General features: G+C 74.2%; 13 protein-coding genes. 2 read left to right on the plus strand and 11 right to left on the minus strand.

The features are described 5' to 3' along the window. Positions 1–92 precede the first annotated feature (92 nt). The 8 genes from EES41_RS15485 to rsmI form a co-directional block, all read right to left on the minus strand. Positions 93–1,889 carry an ABC-F family ATP-binding cassette domain-containing protein gene (locus EES41_RS15485; RefSeq protein WP_123078887.1) on the minus strand — a complete coding sequence of 599 codons (1,797 nt, stop codon included), beginning with the start codon at positions 1,887–1,889 and terminating at the stop codon, positions 93–95. A 27-nt stretch (positions 1,890–1,916) separates the two neighbouring features. After that, positions 1,917–3,239, minus strand: a complete 1,323-nt coding sequence (locus EES41_RS15490) for an acyltransferase (RefSeq protein ID WP_123078889.1) — start codon at positions 3,237–3,239, stop codon at positions 1,917–1,919. 106 nt (positions 3,240–3,345) lie between these two features. Further along, positions 3,346–4,260 carry a 4-(cytidine 5'-diphospho)-2-C-methyl-D-erythritol kinase gene (locus EES41_RS15495; protein WP_123078891.1) on the minus strand — a complete coding sequence of 305 codons (915 nt, stop codon included), beginning with the start codon at positions 4,258–4,260 and terminating at the stop codon, positions 3,346–3,348. Continuing rightward, on the minus strand, positions 4,257–5,159 hold the full coding sequence (rsmA, locus tag EES41_RS15500) for a 16S rRNA (adenine(1518)-N(6)/adenine(1519)-N(6))-dimethyltransferase RsmA (RefSeq protein WP_073778495.1): 903 nt from the start codon (positions 5,157–5,159) through the stop codon (positions 4,257–4,259). Before rsmA ends, EES41_RS15495 begins: the two co-directional genes overlap by 4 nt. Continuing rightward, entirely contained in the window at positions 5,156–6,964 is a 1,809-nt protein-coding gene (locus tag EES41_RS43825; RefSeq protein WP_302186161.1) for a resuscitation-promoting factor, read from the minus strand. The genes rsmA and EES41_RS43825 overlap by 4 nt, the downstream gene beginning before the upstream one ends. Before the next feature lie 125 nt (positions 6,965–7,089). After that, positions 7,090–7,995, minus strand: a complete 906-nt coding sequence (locus tag EES41_RS15510) for a TatD family hydrolase (RefSeq protein ID WP_123078893.1) — start codon at positions 7,993–7,995, stop codon at positions 7,090–7,092. 10 nt (positions 7,996–8,005) lie between these two features. Then, positions 8,006–8,401, minus strand: a complete 396-nt coding sequence (locus EES41_RS15515) for a hypothetical protein (RefSeq protein ID WP_250568543.1) — start codon at positions 8,399–8,401, stop codon at positions 8,006–8,008. A gap of 263 nt (positions 8,402–8,664) precedes the next feature. Then, positions 8,665–9,561, minus strand: coding sequence for a 16S rRNA (cytidine(1402)-2'-O)-methyltransferase (gene rsmI, locus EES41_RS15520; RefSeq protein ID WP_174261689.1), 897 nt, complete (start codon positions 9,559–9,561; stop codon positions 8,665–8,667). Between the two features lie 189 nt (positions 9,562–9,750). On the opposite strand from rsmI, the gene EES41_RS15525 reads away from it, so the two are divergent. Both EES41_RS15525 and EES41_RS15530 read left to right on the plus strand, forming a co-directional pair. Continuing rightward, entirely contained in the window at positions 9,751–11,427 is a 1,677-nt protein-coding gene (locus EES41_RS15525) for a dolichyl-phosphate-mannose--protein mannosyltransferase (protein ID WP_250568542.1), read from the plus strand. Positions 11,428–11,597: 170 nt separating this feature from the next. Beyond that, on the plus strand, positions 11,598–13,241 hold the full coding sequence (locus tag EES41_RS15530) for a penicillin-binding transpeptidase domain-containing protein (protein ID WP_123078897.1): 1,644 nt from the start codon (positions 11,598–11,600) through the stop codon (positions 13,239–13,241). Positions 13,242–13,429: 188 nt separating this feature from the next. Here EES41_RS15530 and EES41_RS15535 read toward each other — a convergent pair whose 3' ends face one another. From EES41_RS15535 to cbiQ, 3 genes are read right to left on the minus strand one after another with little or no spacing between them, the layout of a single operon-like run. Further along, positions 13,430–14,593 (minus strand): serine hydrolase domain-containing protein, encoded by a 1,164-nt coding sequence (locus tag EES41_RS15535; RefSeq protein ID WP_123078899.1) that lies wholly within the window; start codon positions 14,591–14,593, stop codon positions 13,430–13,432. A 28-nt stretch (positions 14,594–14,621) separates the two neighbouring features. Next, the gene (locus EES41_RS15540; RefSeq protein ID WP_100583076.1) at positions 14,622–15,392 is read right to left on the minus strand and encodes an energy-coupling factor ABC transporter ATP-binding protein; all 771 of its coding nucleotides are present in this window, start codon (positions 15,390–15,392) and stop codon (positions 14,622–14,624) included. Continuing rightward, positions 15,380–16,141 (minus strand): cobalt ECF transporter T component CbiQ, encoded by a 762-nt coding sequence (gene cbiQ, locus EES41_RS15545; RefSeq protein ID WP_123078901.1) that lies wholly within the window; start codon positions 16,139–16,141, stop codon positions 15,380–15,382. The genes EES41_RS15540 and cbiQ overlap by 13 nt, the downstream gene beginning before the upstream one ends. Between the last annotated feature and the right edge of the window lies 1 nt (position 16,142).

Below are 16,142 nucleotides of genomic sequence, written 5' to 3' on the forward strand. Positions count from 1 at the left end.
ATGCACCGGGCCGGTCCGACCCCTGTACCCAAGGGAGAACCGGCCCGTGACACCGCCGTTATCCGTTCAGTTGGCCTCCGGGGAGGCCGGACTCACGCGTCTTCGGCCAGTTCCAGCCAGCGCATCTCCAACTCGTCCCGCTCGGAGATGAGTTCGCGCAGCTCCGCGTCGAGCTTGGCGACCTTGTCGTAGTCGGTGGAGTTCTCGGCGATCTGGGCGTGCAGGTTCGACTCGCGGTCCGACATCTTGTTGAGCTGCCGCTCGATCTTCTGCAGCTCCTTCTTCGCGGCCCGCGAGTCACCGGAGGCCGAGGACTTGACGGCGGCCGGGGCGGGCGCCGGGGCGGCCGCCTCGATCATCCGCTGCCGGCGCTCCAGGTACTCGTCCAGACCGCGCGGCAGCATCCGCAGGCTCGCGTCGCCGAGCAGCGCCATCACCGTGTCGGTGGTGCGCTCGATGAAGAACCGGTCGTGGGAGATCACGATCATCGAGCCGGGCCAGCCGTCGAGGAGGTCCTCCAGCTGCGTCAGCGTCTCGATGTCGAGGTCGTTGGTGGGCTCGTCGAGGAACAGGACGTTGGGCTCGTCCATCAGCAGGCGCAGGATCTGCAGGCGGCGGCGCTCACCGCCGGAGAGGTCGCCGACGGGCGTCCACTGCTTCTCCTTGGTGAAGCCGAACTGCTCGCACAGCTGGCCCGCCGTCATCTCGCGGCCCTTGCCGAGGTCGACGCGGTCCCGGACGCGCTGGACGGCCTCCAGGACGCGCAGCGACGGGTCGAGCTCGCCGACCTCCTGGGAGAGGTAGGCCAGCTTGACGGTCTTTCCGACGGTGACGGAGCCGGCCGCCGGCTGCTTCTCGCCCTGGGTGCGGGCGGCCTCCGCGAGGGCGCGCAGCAGCGAGGTCTTGCCGGCGCCGTTGACGCCGACGAGGCCGACGCGGTCGCCGGGGCCGAGGTGCCAGGTGAGGTGCTTGAGCAGGGTCTTCGGCCCGGCCTGGACGGTGACGTTCTCCAGGTCGAACACGGTCTTGCCGAGGCGGGCGTTGGCGAACTTCATCAGCTCGGACTTGTCGCGCGGCGGCGGCACGTCGGCGATGAGCTCGTTGGCCGCCTCGATGCGGTAGCGCGGCTTGGAGGTACGGGCGGGGGCGCCGCGGCGCAGCCAGGCCAGCTCCTTGCGCATCAGGTTCTGCCGCTTGGACTCCTCGGTGGCGGCGATGCGGTCGCGCTCGGCGCGGGCGAAGACGTAGTCGCTGTAGCCGCCCTCGTACTCGAACACGGTGCCGCGCTGGACGTCCCACATCCGGGTGCAGACCTGGTCGAGGAACCAGCGGTCGTGGGTGACGCAGACGAGCGCGGAGCGGCGCTCCTGGAGGTGCTTGGCCAGCCAGGAGATGCCCTCGACGTCGAGGTGGTTGGTGGGCTCGTCGAGGACGAGGAGGTCCTGGTCGGCGATGAGCAGCTGGGCGAGCGCGATGCGGCGGCGCTCGCCGCCGGAGAGCGGGCCGATGACGGTGTCGAGGCCCTGGCCGAAGCCGGGCAGGTCGAGCCCGCCGAAGAGGCCCGTGAGCACGTCGCGGATCTTGGCGTTGCCGGCCCACTCGTGGTCGGCCATGTCCCGGATGATCTCGTGCCGGATGGTGGCCGAGGGGTCCAGGGAATCGTGCTGGGTGAGGACGCCCATGCGCAGTCCGCCGGACTGGGTGACCCGGCCGGTGTCGGGCTCCTCCAGCTTGGCGAGCATGCGGATCAGGGTGGTCTTGCCGTCGCCGTTGCGGCCCACGACACCGATCCGGTCCCCCTCGGACACGCCGAGGGAGATGCCGTCGAGCAGGGCACGGGTTCCGTACACCTTGCCGACTGCCTCGACATTGACCAGATTGACGGCCATCAGACGCGCTCCAGGGAAGGGTGTGGATCAGCCCCTCAGCCTAACCCTCCGGACCGACGCGGAACGTTCCACCAGGAGCCAGCCGCCCAGAGCCATGCCGATGGCGGCGGGCGCGGTGAGCGGGAGGGCGATCAGGGTGGCGCTGTGGCCCTCCAGCAGACCGCCGAGGCCGGTCATGGACAGGCCGAGGATCCCGAGGAGGCAGCAGGTGACGCCGAGGGCGGCGCCCGGCCCGGATCCGGGGGCGGGGGCGCCGGCCGCGGGGGCCTCGAAACGGCGGAAGACGGCGACGAGCACGCCGGTCAGCGCGGCGGCGGCGAGCAGCCGGAGCGGAACCTGGGCCCACCAGGCGGCCGTGGCCGGCGCGGGGAGCGACAGGCCGAGGCCGAGCTGGGCGGCGTACACGGCGAGCATCGCGGTGAGGTGCCAGAGGAACGCGGTCATGGCGATCCCGTTCGCGGCGACGACCGCGCGCCACACCCGCGGCCGGGCCAGCCGGGCGCCGACGGGGCGGGCGAGCAGCTGGACGGCGCCGACGAGCCACATCCCGTGCGCGAGGAGCGCGAAGGTCGGCGGGGCCATGTTGGAGACCTTCTCGCCGGGCATCCCGACCATGGAGAGCGGGTAGGGCCCGTACGCGACGAGCAGCGCGGCGCCGGTGAGCCCGGCGGCGGCGAGGAGGCCGGGGCGGGTGATGCGCCCGTCGGCGCGCAGGAAGCCGAGCTGGTGGACGGCGAGCCAGACGAGGGCGAAGTTCAGGAACTCGACGTACGGGACCCCGCCGGCGAAGCGCAGCAGGTCCACGGCGCCGGCGGCCGCGACGAGGGCGGCGAAGGCGGCCCAGCCGTGGCGCTCGTGGAGCCGCAGGAGGGGCGGGGTGCAGGCGACCATGGCGAGGTAGATGCCGATGAACCAGAGCGGCTGGGTGACGATCCGCAGCGCGGCCCCGGCCAGCGGGCCGCGGTCGGCGCCCGCGAGCTGCACGACGAGCGCGACGGCGGTCCAGACGCCGACGAACACGAGCGTCGGCCGCAGCAGCCGGCGCAGCCGGGCCCGCAGGAAGAGCGCGTAGCCGCCGGGTCCGGGGTGCCCCCGGCGGACGGAGCGGTACGAGAGGGCGTGCGAGAACCCGCCGACGAAGAAGAACACCGGCATGACCTGGAGCCCCCAGGTGAGGACCTGGAGCGGCGGCACGAGCGCGAGCAGGTTCCCTATGCCGTCGCCGCTGACGGCGGCCATCAGCCAGTGTCCGGCGATGACGGTCGCGAGCGAGGCGACGCGCAGCAGGTCGACGTACCGGTCCCGGCCGGCGGGCGTGGCCGCGGCCATTTCGCGTGCGCTGGCTGTCATGGCCCCACGCTCCCGCGCCGCCGGACGGGGCGACAGGGTGCGCGTACTCATCTCGCCCTGGGTACCCGTCCTCAGCCGCCGGCGGGGCCGGAATCGCCCGCCGGGGTCACAGGAGGGTGGCGCCCGGGGCCGGGGAGGTGGCGGTGCGGGTGGCGCGGCAGAGGCCGGAGGCCTCCAGGGCGGCGGCGACCTTGTCGGCGGCACCGGCGTCGCGCACCAGGAACGCCGTCGTCGGCCCGGAGCCCGACACCAGCGCGGCCAGCGCCCCGGCGTCCGTCCCCGCGGCCAGCGTCCCGGCGAGCCCCGGCCGCAGCGACAGCGCCGCCGGCTGGAGGTCGTTGACCAGGGTCGCGGCCAGCGCCTCCGGGTCGCCCGAGGCCAGCGCGGCGAGCAGCGCCGGCGAGGCCTCCGGGGCCGGGATCTCCCGCCCCTGCGCCAGCCGGTCGAACTCGCGGAACACCGCGGGGGTCGACAGGCCCCCGTCGGCGACCGCGAACACCCAGTGGAACGCCCCCGCTTCGACCGGGGTCAGGATCTCCCCCCGGCCCGTGCCCAGCGCCGCCCCGCCGACCAGGCTGAACGGCACGTCGCTGCCCAGTTCCGCGCACATGTCGAGCAGCTCCGCCGCCGGGGTGTCCAGCCCCCACAGCGCGTCGCACGCCACCAGCGCGCCCGCCCCGTCCGCGCTGCCGCCGGCCATGCCGCCGGCGACGGGGATGTTCTTCGCGATGTGGATGTGGACCGCCGGGGCCGGCAGCCCGCTGCGCGCGGCCAGCGTCTCGGCGGCCCGCGCGACCAGGTTCGTACGGTCCAGCGGGACCTGGTCCGCGTCCGGCCCGGCGCAGGTCACCGTCAGGGCGTCGGCCGGGGTGACCGTCACCTCGTCGTACAGCGACACGGCGAGGAAGACGTTGGCCAGGTCGTGGAACCCGTCCGGCCGCGCGGCGCCCACCGCCAGCTGGACGTTGACCTTGGCGGGGACCCGTACGGTGACGGAGCTCGCGGTGTCGGCGCGGCTCACAGCGCGGGCCTCTGCGCCGCCGGCTTGTGCTCGGCGATCGCCGCGAACTCCTCGACCGTCAGCGACTCGCCGCGCGCCTGCGGGGAGACGCCGGCCGCGACCAGCGCCGCCTCGGCGCCCGCCGCTGAGCCCGCCCATCCGGCCAGCGCGGCCCGCAGCGTCTTGCGGCGCTGCGCGAACGCGGCGTCCACGACCGCGAACACCTCCGCCTTCGAGGCCGAGGTCTTGATCGGCTCGGCCCGCCGCACCAGCGAGACCAGCCCGGAGTCCACGTTCGGCGCGGGCCAGAACACCTTGCGGCCGATGGACCCGGCCCGCTTGACGTGCGCGTACCAGTTGGCCTTGACGGAGGGGACTCCGTACACCTTGTTGCCCGGCTCGGCGGCGAGCCGGTCGGCGACCTCGGCCTGCACCATGACCAGCGTCCGCTCGATGCTCGGGAAGCGGTCGAGCATGGTCAGCAGCACCGGTACGGCCACGTTGTACGGCAGGTTCGCGACGAGCGCGGTCGGCGCCGGACCCGGCAGTTCCGTCACCAGCATCGCGTCGGAGTGCACCAGCGCGAAGCGGTCCTTGCGCTGCGGCATCCGCGCCTCGATGGTGGCGGGCAGCGCGGCGGCGAGGATGTCGTCGATCTCGACGGCGGTCACCCGGTCGGCGGCCTCCAGCAGTGCGAGCGTCAGCGAGCCCAGGCCCGGCCCGACCTCGACGACCACGTCGTCGGGACGCACCTCGGCGGTCCGCACGATGCGGCGCACCGTGTTGGCGTCGATGACGAAGTTCTGCCCCTTCTGCTTCGTCGGCCGGACGCCGAGGGCGGCGGCCAGCTCCCGGATGTCGGCCGGGCCGAGGAGGGCGTCGGAGGTGGTGCTTTCGGGCTGCTGCTCTGCGGTGCTCACCGGTAAAGCCTACGGCCGCAGTGCGGCCACGGAGTCGCCCCCCGCTGCACGTAGAGCTTCTTGGCCCGGTACGTCTGCTCCTGGCCCGGGGCGTCCTGGGGGCGGCCGGAGCCGCCGAGGGCCTGCCAGGTGCGTACGTCGAACTGGTAGAGGCCGCCGTAGGTGCCCGAGGGGTCGGTGGCGTCGGGGCGGCCGCCGGATTCGCACTGGGCCAGGGCGGCCCAGTCGAGGCCGTCCGCGCCGGCCACGGAGGCGGGCAGCGTCCGGGTCCCGACGAGGACCCGCTGGGTGACGGGCTCGCGGACGGTCTCCTCGGCGATCCGGCGGGCCTTCTCGCGGACCCCGTTGACGGTGCGCAGGCTGTACGTGACGCGGCGGGCGCCGGGGCGGCCGGCCTGTTCGACGACCTCGGTCCCGGCGAAGAGGGTGGCGTCGTCGACCCTCTGCGTCTCGTACGGGACGAGTTCCTCGCGGACCTCGCGGGTGCCGGTGATCCGGAGCACGGTGACGGTCTGGCCGTCGCGCGGGAAGGAGTCCGGGGGTACGGAGGTGGTGTCCTGGTCGTGGAGGGTGACGCCGGCCTGGTCGAGGGCCTCCTGGACGGTGGCGGCGTTGGTGCGGATGGTGCGTTCGCGGCCGTCGGCCATGAAGGTGACGCTGCGCTCGGTGCGGACGCTGAGGGTGAGGCCGTCGCGGGGGACGGGGGCGGTGCGCGGCGCGGAGAGGTAGGCGCCCTCGGCGCGGACGCCGAGCTGGCGCAGGGCTCCGTCGATCGTGCGGGCGGTGGTCCACACCTGGCGGCGGCTGCCGTCGAGGGTGAGCCGCAGGGGGCGGCCGTAGCGGACGACGATCTCGTCGCCGTCGTCGAGGGAGGCTTCCCGTGCCGGGGCGAGGAGGTCGTGGGGGCCGACGCCGAGGCCTTCGGCGGCCAGCAGCGCGTCGACGTCACCGGCGAAGGTGCGGACGGTGCGGGGGACTCCGTCGACGGTGAGCCGGACGGATTTGTCGGCGGCCACGAAGGCGGTGGTGCCGCCGGCGAGGAAGGCGACGACCAGCGCCTGCGGCACGATCCGCCGCCAGCTGTCGCGCGCGGCCACCGGCGCGGCCGCGCGCCGCCGCCGCCCGCTCCTCGGGGCACCGCCGCCCGGACTCCGCCGCCGCCCGCCCCCGCCCTCCGCCGGGGCCGGACGCCCCCGCCGGCCCGCACCCGGGCCCGGCTCGGGCCCCGCGTCCGGCGGGGCGGGACGGCCACGGCGGCCGGTACCCGCAAGGGGGTCGGGTCCCGCGTCCGGCGCCCCGTAGCGCCTCCGGTAGCCCGCACCCGGGCCCGGCTCCGGCCCCGCGTCCGCCGGGGCGGGACGGCCACGGCGGCCGGTACCCGCGAGAGGCTCGGGTCCCGCGTCCGGCGCGGCGGAGCGCCTCCGGTAGCCCGCACCCGGGCCCGGCTCGGGTCCCGCGTCCGGCGGGGCGGGACGGCCCCGGCGGCCGGTGCCCGCGAGGGGTTCGGGTCCCGCGTCCGGCGCGGCGGAGCGCTCCCAGTGGCCCGTACCCGGGTCCTGCGGGGCGGGGCGGCCACGGCGGCCGGTGCCCGGGCCCGGGCGGGCGGGGGCTTCGGCCGGTTCGGGGGCCGCGCGGCGGCGGGAGCCGCGCCGGGGGGCCGGAAGGGCGTTCGCCGCGTCGGGGTCGGCGGCGGCCGGGGCGTACGCCGCCCCGGGCGCCGGGTCGTACGCCGGTGGCGGCCCCGGCCAGGCCGGCTCGCCGAGCTCCGGGGCCGGCCAGGCCCACGGCAAAGGACTATCGCTCACGACGCTCGCTCCAGTGGTCCGGCCCCGCTGCTACGGGCACGGCACCCTAGCGGGCGAAACCGTCACTCACCAAAGCCGTACGGCTACTCAGCGTGTCGAAAACACATCCGGCCCCGGACGTGCGCTCAGTACCCGAAAGCCCGCGCGGTGTTGGCCGCCAGCGCCGTCGCCATGGCGTCCTCGTCCAGGCCGCGGACCGCCGCCATCGCCCGCACCGTCAGCGGAATGAGGTACGGCGCGTTCGGCCGGCCGCGGTACGGCGCCGGGGTCAGGTACGGGGCGTCGGTCTCGACCAGCACCAGTTCCAGCGGGGCCACCGCAAGGGCGTCGCGCAGCGGCTGGGCGTTCTTGAAGGTGACGGTCCCGGCGAAGGACATGTAGTACCCGGCGGCGGCGCACTCGCGGGCCATCTCCGCGTCCCCGGAGTAGCAGTGGAACACCGTCCGCTCGGGCGCGCCCTCCTCCCGCAGCACGCGCAGCACATCGGCGTGGGCCTCGCGGTCGTGGATGACCAGGGCCTTGCCCTGCCGCTTGGCGATCTCGATGTGGGCGCGGAAGGAGCGTTCCTGGGCGGCCATGCCCTCGGGTCCGGTGCGGAAGTGGTCGAGCCCGGTCTCGCCGACGGCCTTGACGTGGTCGAGGGCGGCCAGCGCCTCGATCTCGGCGAGGGCCTCGTCGAGGGCCGCCTCGCCACCGCCCGCCCGGGCGCCCTGCCGTGACCAGCCTCCCCCAGCCCCAGGGGGCTGGGAGGTACCCCCAAGATCCCCCAGCACGATGCGGGGGGCTTCGTTCGGGTGAAGGGCGACGGCGGCGTGGACATTGTCGTACTGGGCGGCGGTCTCGGCCGCCCAGCGGGATCCCTTCACGTCGCAGCCCACCTGGACCACGGTCGTCACGCCGACGGAGGCGGCCTTGGCCAGGCCCTCCTCGACGGTGCCGGACTGGAGGTCGAGGTGGGTGTGCGAGTCGGCCACCGCCACCCGGAGCGGTTCGGGCAGCGGCGGCGGGGCGTCGTTCGAGGTACGGCTCATACGGCCGATCTTATGACCGGAACATCGACCTCAGTCGGGCCAGCAGACCGCGCCGCTCGGCGCGCCCGTCCGCGTCGGCGGAGACCGCCACCGGGCCGGGCGCCTCCCGCCGGGGCCGCCTGCGCGGCTTGGGGGTGCGGGGGACGTCCACGCCCGCCGGGACCGGCCCGGCTATCCCGGGCGCCACGGGGTGGTGGTAGATGCTGTCGAGGGTGCTGCGCACCGCCGAAACCTGGCCTTCGCGCATGATCCGCACCACGTGCCCGCCGCAGTTCATGCAGGTCGGGTTCGACAGCGGGGACGGGACGCGCTCACCGCCCACCGTGTACATGATGAACGGCTGGCCGTTGATGTCGGCGTGGTGCTCGATCTCGTACCCCTGCTCCCAGCTGTAGCCGCACTTCATGCAGGCGAAGGAGTACGCCTCGTGCACGGTGTGCACGGGAGGTGTGGAGACGACGGCGGGTGCGGGTACCGGGGTGACCGGGCTGTCAGCGATCTCACTCATGCCAGCTCCTTTTGTTCCACTGGTGCATTAGCCAGTGGACGCCTCTTCGGGCGGGAGCGCATCAGGTCCTGTCGACTGTTGGACGGCCTTTGGGCGAGTCATGCCACAAAGCGCCCGGTACCCGGTCTGAGCTTTGCTTTTCAGGTTAGCTCTTTACCGACTCACAGCACCTTTTGTGCCGCGTTCTTTGCCGCGACGACCGCGTCGAACACCTCGCGCTTGGGTACTCCGACCTCGGCCGCGACCGCCGCGATGGCCTCCTTGCGGCGCTCGCCCGCCTCCTCGCGCACCCGTACCCTGCGCACCAGCTCCTCGGCGTCCACGTCGCCGGGCCGGGCCTGCGGGGCGCCCTCGACGACGACGGTGATCTCCCCGCGCACGCCCTCGGCCGCCCAGGCCGCCAGCTCGCCGAGTCCGCCGCGCTTGACCTCCTCGTACGTCTTGGTCAGCTCGCGGCACACGGCGGCCCGCCGCTCGGCGCCGAAGACCTCGGCCATCGCGGCCAGGGTGTCGTCCAGCCGGTGCGGGGCCTCGAAGTAGACGAGGGTGCGCCGCTCGCCCTCGACCTCGCGGAGCCGGCCGAGCCGCTCGCCCGCCTTGCGCGGCAGGAACCCCTCGAAGCAGAACCGGTCCACGGGCAGCCCGGACAGGGCGAGCGCGGTCAGGACGGCGGAGGGCCCGGGCACGGCGGTGACCTTGAGGTCCTTCTCCACGGCGGCGGCGACGAGCCGGTAGCCGGGGTCGGAGACCGAGGGCATCCCCGCGTCCGTGACGAGCAGCACCCGCTTGCCCGCCTCCAGGGCCTCGACCAGCTCGGGGGTGCGCGCCGACTCGTTGCCCTCGAAGTAGGAGAGCACCCGCCCGGTGGTGTGCACGCCGAGCCCCTGGGTCAGCCGGCGCAGCCGCCGGGTGTCCTCGGCGGCGATCACGTCCGCCCGCTCCAGCTCGGCCGCGAGCCGCGGCGGGGCGTCGGCGAGGTCGCCGATGGGGGTGCCGGCGAGCACGAGGACGCCGGTGGGGGCGGAGGAATCGGGGCCGAGGGGCTGGTCAGTCGTCACCCACCCATCCTCTCAGCCCTCCCGGTGGTCCCACCCCGCGCGCCCCGGCACTGGGGTTCCCACGGGAGCGTTCCCTACGATGACCCGGTGACCAGTACCGCGACGCCGCCGCCCAGCCCCGCGGGGGCCCCGCCCGCCCCTTCGGCGGGGCGCGAATCCGACGTAGAGCCGTCCCCCTGGCTGCGCCGCCTGCGCGCCTTCGGATACGCGCCGCCGGCCGGCGGCGGGGCCCCGGGCGCTGACGTCCGCACCCGTCTGGTGCCCCCGTACGCGAAGCCGGCCGCGCAGCTGTGGACGGCGCTCGGCGTACCGCCCTCGGCGGTGGACGTCTGGCAGCGCGTCCTGGCGTGGGCGGGGCCGCTGGCGGTGGCGCTCGTCGCGGGCGTGCTGCGGTTCGCGCACCTGGGCAGCCCGAAGGCGGTGATATTCGACGAGACGTACTACGCCAAGGACGCCTGGGCCACGATCCGGCAGGGCTACGAGGCGAGCTGGCCCAAGGACATCGACAAGTCGATCCTCGCCAACCCGGACGGGATCTCGCTGCCGCTGGACCCGGGCTACGTGGTGCACCCGCCGGTCGGCAAATGGGTGATCGGCCTCGGTGAATGGATGTTCGGCTTCACCCCGTTCGGCTGGCGGTTCATGACCGCCGTGCTCGGCACCCTGTCGGTGCTGATGCTGTGCCGGATCGGGCGCCGCCTGTTCCGCTCGACGTTCCTGGGGTGCCTGGCGGGCGCGCTGCTCGCGGTGGACGGCCTGCACCTGGTGATGAGCCGGACCGCGCTGCTCGACCTGGTGCTGATGTTCTTCGTGCTGGCCGCCTTCGGGTGCCTGCTGATCGACCGGGACCGGGCGCGGGCCCGGCTCGCGGCGGCGCTCCCCGTGGACGCGGAGGGGCGGACCCGGCCGGACCTGGAGATCGCGGAGTCCCTGCGGCTGGGCTGGCGCCCGTACCGGGTGCTGGCGGGCGTCTGCCTGGGCCTGGCCTTCGGCACGAAGTGGAACGGCCTGGTCGTCCTGGCCTTCTTCGGCGTCCTGACCGTGCTGTGGGACGCCGCCGCGCGCCGGACGGCGGGCGCGGGCGCCCCGTACGCGACGATGCTGCGCCGGGACGCGCTGCCGGCGTTCGTGTCGACGGTCCCGGTGGCGATCGCGGTGTACCTGGCCTCGTGGACGGGCTGGATCCTGAGCTCGGACGACGGCAAGGGCGGCTACTTCCGCGACTGGGCCGCCAAGAACGACCAGGGCAGTTCGCTGGGGTTCCTGCCGGAGTGGCTGCGCAGCCTGTGGCACTACGAGACCGAGGTCTACCAGTTCCACGTCAACCTGCACGACGGGCACACGTACGAGTCGAACCCGTGGAGCTGGCTCGTCCTGGGACGCCCGGTCTCCTACTTCTACGAGTCCCCCGCGCCCGGCACCGACGGCTGCCCGGCGACGGAGGCGGGCAAGTGCGCCCGCGAGGTGCTGGCGCTCGGCACTCCGGTGCTGTGGTGGGCGGGCTGCTTCGCGCTGCTGTACGTGCTGTGGCGGTGGTTCTTCCGCCGCGACTGGCGGGCGGGCGCGATCGCCTGCGCACTGGGCGCGGGCCTGCTGCCCTGGTTCAACTACCAGGAGCGGACCATCTTCTTCTTCTACGCGGTGGTCTTCGTCCCGTACCTGTGCCTGGCGGTGGCAATGATGATCGGCGCCCTGCTGGGGCCGGCGGGCTCCTCGGAGCGCCGCCGGGCCCTCGGCGCGATCGGCGCGGGCGTGCTGGTGCTGCTGATCGTCTGGAACTTCATCTACTTCTGGCCGATCTTCACGGGGCAGACCCTCCCCATGGACTCCTGGCGGGGCCGGATGTGGCTGGACACCTGGGTCTGAGGGGGGCCGGGGGTGGCCGAAAGGGCACATGACGAAGTCGGGACGGGCAGTCGTCCGCGACATTCCGGTCCGGTAACAAGTACACAGAGTGTTGCCCGTACGACGTAAGGTCCACACCAGGGGTTCTTGAACATGTTCAGAGAACCGTGTTTCCTGGGGAGGGGACGCAAGTGAACGGGGCGGCAAAGGGTGCCATCGTCGGCGGGGTGTTCCTCGCGATGATCGGCGGAGCCGGGTACGGGGTGTACGCGCTGGTCGGCGATGCCGGCGGCAAGGAAGGGGCGGGCGGGGGCCAGGGCGAGGAGACCGTCCTCCACGCGGACAAGGGCAGCGGCCCCGTCACCGAAAAGGAGGCCGCCCGGACCGCCAAGGCCTTCCTCGCCGCGTGGGCGGCCGGAGACGACCGCGCGGCCGCGGACCTGACCAACAACGCGCAGGCCGCGCAGCCGGCGGTGGCCGACTTCAAGGGCAAGGCGTACGTGTCCAAGGCGGTGATCACGCCGGGCGCCCAGAACGGGGCCACGGTGCCCTACAAGGTCGCGGCGGAGATCACCTACGAGGGGGTCACCAAGCCGCTGGCGTACGACTCGCAGCTGACCGTCGTACGCGGCCTGACCAGCGGGAAGCCGCTCGTCGACTGGCAGCCCTCGATCATCCACCCGCAGTTGCAGAAGGACGAGAAGCTGCGCGCGGGCGCGCCCGCGAGCCCGCCGGTCAAGGCGGTGGACCGCAACGGCGAGGAGCTGACCGCCGAGAAGTACCCCTCGCTGCGGCCGGTCCTGGACCAGCTGCGGGAGGCGTACGGCGACAAGGCGGGCGGCAGGACCGGCGCCGAGGTGTGGATCGAGCCGGCCGCGCCGGACGGGGCGAAGCGGACGCTGCTGACGCTGGTCGAGGGCGAGCCGAGCACGCTCAAGACGTACCTGGACGCGAAGGTCCAGGCGGCGGCGGAGAAGGCGGTCGCCAAGTTCCCCGAGTCCTCGGTGGTCGCGGTCAAGCCGAGCGACGGACAGATCCTGGCGGTCGCCAACAACCGCAAGGACGGCTACAACGCGGCGATGCTGGGCATGCGGGCCCCCGGCTCGACGATGAAGATCGTGACGGCGGCGATGCTCCTGGACCGGGGCAAGGTGGCGGCCGACAAGCCGGCCGAGTGCACCAAGACCGCGTCCTGGGGCGGGCGCTCCTTCCACAACCTGAACAACTTCGAGGCGCCCGGCGCCAACTTCGCGACCGGCTTCGCCAGGTCCTGCAACACCGCCTTCATCAACGAGATGAAGGCGGTGGGCGACGACGGGGCGCTGTCGAAGGAGGCCCGGGAGGTCTTCGGCATAGGCCTGGACTGGAAGACGGGCGTCAAGTCCATCGACGGCAAGGTCCCGGACGCGACGGGCGCGGAGGCGGCAGCCGCCTACATCGGGCAGGGCCGGATCACGATGAACCCGCTGAACGTCGCCTCCATCACGGCGACGGCGCGCAGCGGCCTGTTCCACCAGCCGGTGCTGGTCCCGGCGGAGCTCGACGGGCGCGAGCTCGCGACGGCGTCCCGCCGGATGAAGCCGGGGGTGCAGCAGCAGCTGGTCTCGATGATGCGGCTGACGGCGACGAGCGGAACGGGCAAGGCGGCCATGGCTCCGGTCGGCGGCGACAAGGGTGCGAAGACCGGCTCGGCCGAGGTCGACGGCGCGGGCAGCCCGGACAGCTGGTTCACCGGGTTCAGCGGTGACGTGGCGGCGGCCGCGATGGTCGAGGCCGGCGGCCACGGCGGCGACACGGCGGGCCCGATCGTGGCGGCGGTGCTGTCCTCCTCCTGACGCGCTGACGCCCCGTACGGAAACCGGTTCCGGGCCGCGGTGTGCGGCGGGGGCGCACGCCGCGGCCCGGGCGGCGGGACCCCGCACCCGGGGTTCCCGATGGAGCCCGGGGAGCTCATCGGGCACGCCGGGGCCGTGCCGGCCGGCGTACGGGAGGAGGCGTAGGCCGTCCTCCACGGCGGGGGCGGTCAGAGCGCGGCGCGGACCGCGCGGACCAGGGCCTGGGCGCGGGGGTCGGCGGTGACCGACTTGGCGTGGGCGTTGGTGACGTAGCCGAAGCCGATGCCCGCCTCCGGGTCCGCGAAGCCGAGCGAACCGCCGCGGCCCGGGTGGCCGAACGAGGCCGGGGACAGCAGCGGCGAGGCCGGGCTGTGCAGCATGGTGCCGGGGCCGAAGCGGGTGTTGACCACGAGCACCTGGTCCGGGCCGGAGGAGAGTTCCGTGCCGGCGAGCCGGAGCGTGTCCGGGGTGAACAACCCGGTGCCGTCCTCGGTGTCGCCCAGCAGGGCCGCGTACAGGCCGGCCAGGCCGCGGGCCGTGCCGATGCCCGCCGAGGCGGGGAGTTCGGCCGCCCGGTACCCGGGGTCGTTCTCGTCCGCCATCGGCGTGATCGCCGCGAAGGCCCGGCGGGTCAGCGAGGACGGGTCGGCGTACGCCTCCGAAACGTTTCTGCGGGGCCGGGTACGGACCGCCCCCGGCAGCTCCGGCGCTTCCACCGGCCCCACCCGTCCCACCCGGGCCGTCTCCGCGTCGGGCAGGCCGATCCAGAACTCCAGCCCGCGCGGCCCCGTGACCTCCTGGGCCAGCCACTTCCCCAGCGAGGCCCCGGTCACCCGCAGCACCAGCTCCGACAGCAGCCAGCCGTAGGTCTGCGCGTGGTAGCCGTGCGCGGACCCCGGCTCCCAGAAGGCGCGCTGCCCGGCGACCGCGCGCGCTCCGCTGACCCCGTCCGCCGCCTCGGCGGGAGTCAGCGGCACGTCCAGCGCCGGCACCCCCGCCCGGTGCGCGAGCAGGTCCCGGACCAGGGCCCGCTCCTTGCCGCCCGCCTTGAACTCCGGCCAGTACGCCGCCACGGGCGCGTCCAGGTCCAGCAGCCCCCGCTGGTGCAGCAGCAGCGGGACCACGGCGGCCACGCCCTTGGTCGCCGAGCGCACCACCTGCGCCGTGCCGGGCGCCCAGGCTTCGCCGCCGCCCCCCTCGACGTCCTTGGGGCCCGCCCACAGGTCAACGACCCTGCGGCCGTCCCGGTAGACGGCCACGGCCGCGCCCCGGTCCCCGAGCACCTCGAAGTTGCGTACGAAAGCCTCGCGGACGGCCTCGAAGCCCTCCGCCACGTCACCCTGGATGTTCACGAGCGCTGCAACAACCCGCGGCCTCCGCTTATGCCGCGCCGACCGTCACGGACCGGGGGTCGAAGCCGAACGGGAGCTCCAGCCGGTGGGCCCGCATCAGCTTCTCGTCGCACAGCAGCCGCTGCGTCGGGCCGTCGGCGGCGATGACCCCCTCGCTGAGGATCACCGCCCGCGGGCACAGCTCCAGCGCGTACGGCAGGTCGTGCGTGACCATCAGCACCGTCACGTCCAGGGAGCGCAGGATGTCCGCGAGCTCCCGCCGCGAGGCCGGGTCCAGATTGGACGAGGGCTCGTCCAGGACCAGGATCTCCGGCCGCATCGCCAGGACGGTCGCCACCGCGACCCGGCGGCGCTGCCCGAAGGACAGGTGGTGCGGCGGCCGGTCGGCGAAGGCGGCCATCCCGACCTGCTCCAGGGCCTCGCGTACCCGGGTCTCCAGTTCCGCGCCCCGCATCCCGGCCGCCGCCGGGCCGAAGGCCACGTCCTCGCGCACGGTCGGCATGAACAGCTGGTCGTCGGGGTCCTGGAAGACGATCCCGACCCGGCGGCGGATCTCCGCGAGGTTCCGCTTCGCCACGGGCAGACCGGCCACGGACACCGTGCCGACCCCGCCGGTGAGGATGCCGTTGAGGTGCAGGACCAGGGTGGTCTTGCCCGCGCCGTTGGGGCCGAGCAGCGCGACCCGCTCGCCGCGCCCGACGGTCAGGTCGACGCCGAAGAGGGCCTGGTGTCCGTCCGGGTAGGCGAAGGCGAGGCCGGACACTTCGAGGGAGGGGGAGTCGTCGTTCACAGCGTCCATCCCATCAGACATACGGCGAGGGCCGTCACCGGGAGCGCGGCCGCGTACGCCCACTGGGCGCGCGTGGCCGCGACGTCGTCGATCACCGGCATCGAGCCGGCGTAGCCGCGGCTGACCATCGCGAGGTAGACCCGCTCGCCGCGCTCGTAGGAGCGGATGAAGAGCGCGCCGGCCGTCTTGGCCAGCACCCCCCAGTGCCGGACGCCACGGGCCTCGAACCCGCGCGAGCGGCGGGCGATCGACATCCGGCGCAGCTCGTCGGTGATCACGTCGCCGTAGCGGATCATGAAAGAGGCGATCTGGACGAGCAGCGGCGGCAGCCTGAGCCGCTGGAGCCCGAGCAGCAGCGCGCGCAGCTCGGTCGTCGAGGCGAGGAGCACGGAGGCGGCGACCCCGAGGGTGCCCTTGGCCAGCACGTTCCAGGCGCCCCAGAGGCCCGAGACGCTGAGCGACATGCCGAGGAACCCGACCCGTTCGCCCTCCGCCACGAAGGGCATGAGGACGGCGAACAGCACGAACGGGACCTCGATCACCAGCCGGCGCAGCAGGAACCCGGCGGGGATCCGGGCGGCCGCGGCGACCGCCGCGATGAGGACGGCGTACAGGCCGAAGGCCCACACCGCCCCGCGCGGTGTGGACACGACGACCAGGACGAAGGCGAAGGTCGCGGCGAGCTTGCAGTGCGCCGGCAGGGCGTGGACGGGCGAGTGGCCGTGCCGGAAGAGCTTGTGGGCGTGGCCCGCGCCCACC

This window comes from Streptomyces sp. ADI95-16 (genome assembly GCF_003721495.1).
Taxonomy (GTDB): Bacteria; Actinomycetota; Actinomycetes; order Streptomycetales; family Streptomycetaceae; genus Streptomyces; species Streptomyces goshikiensis.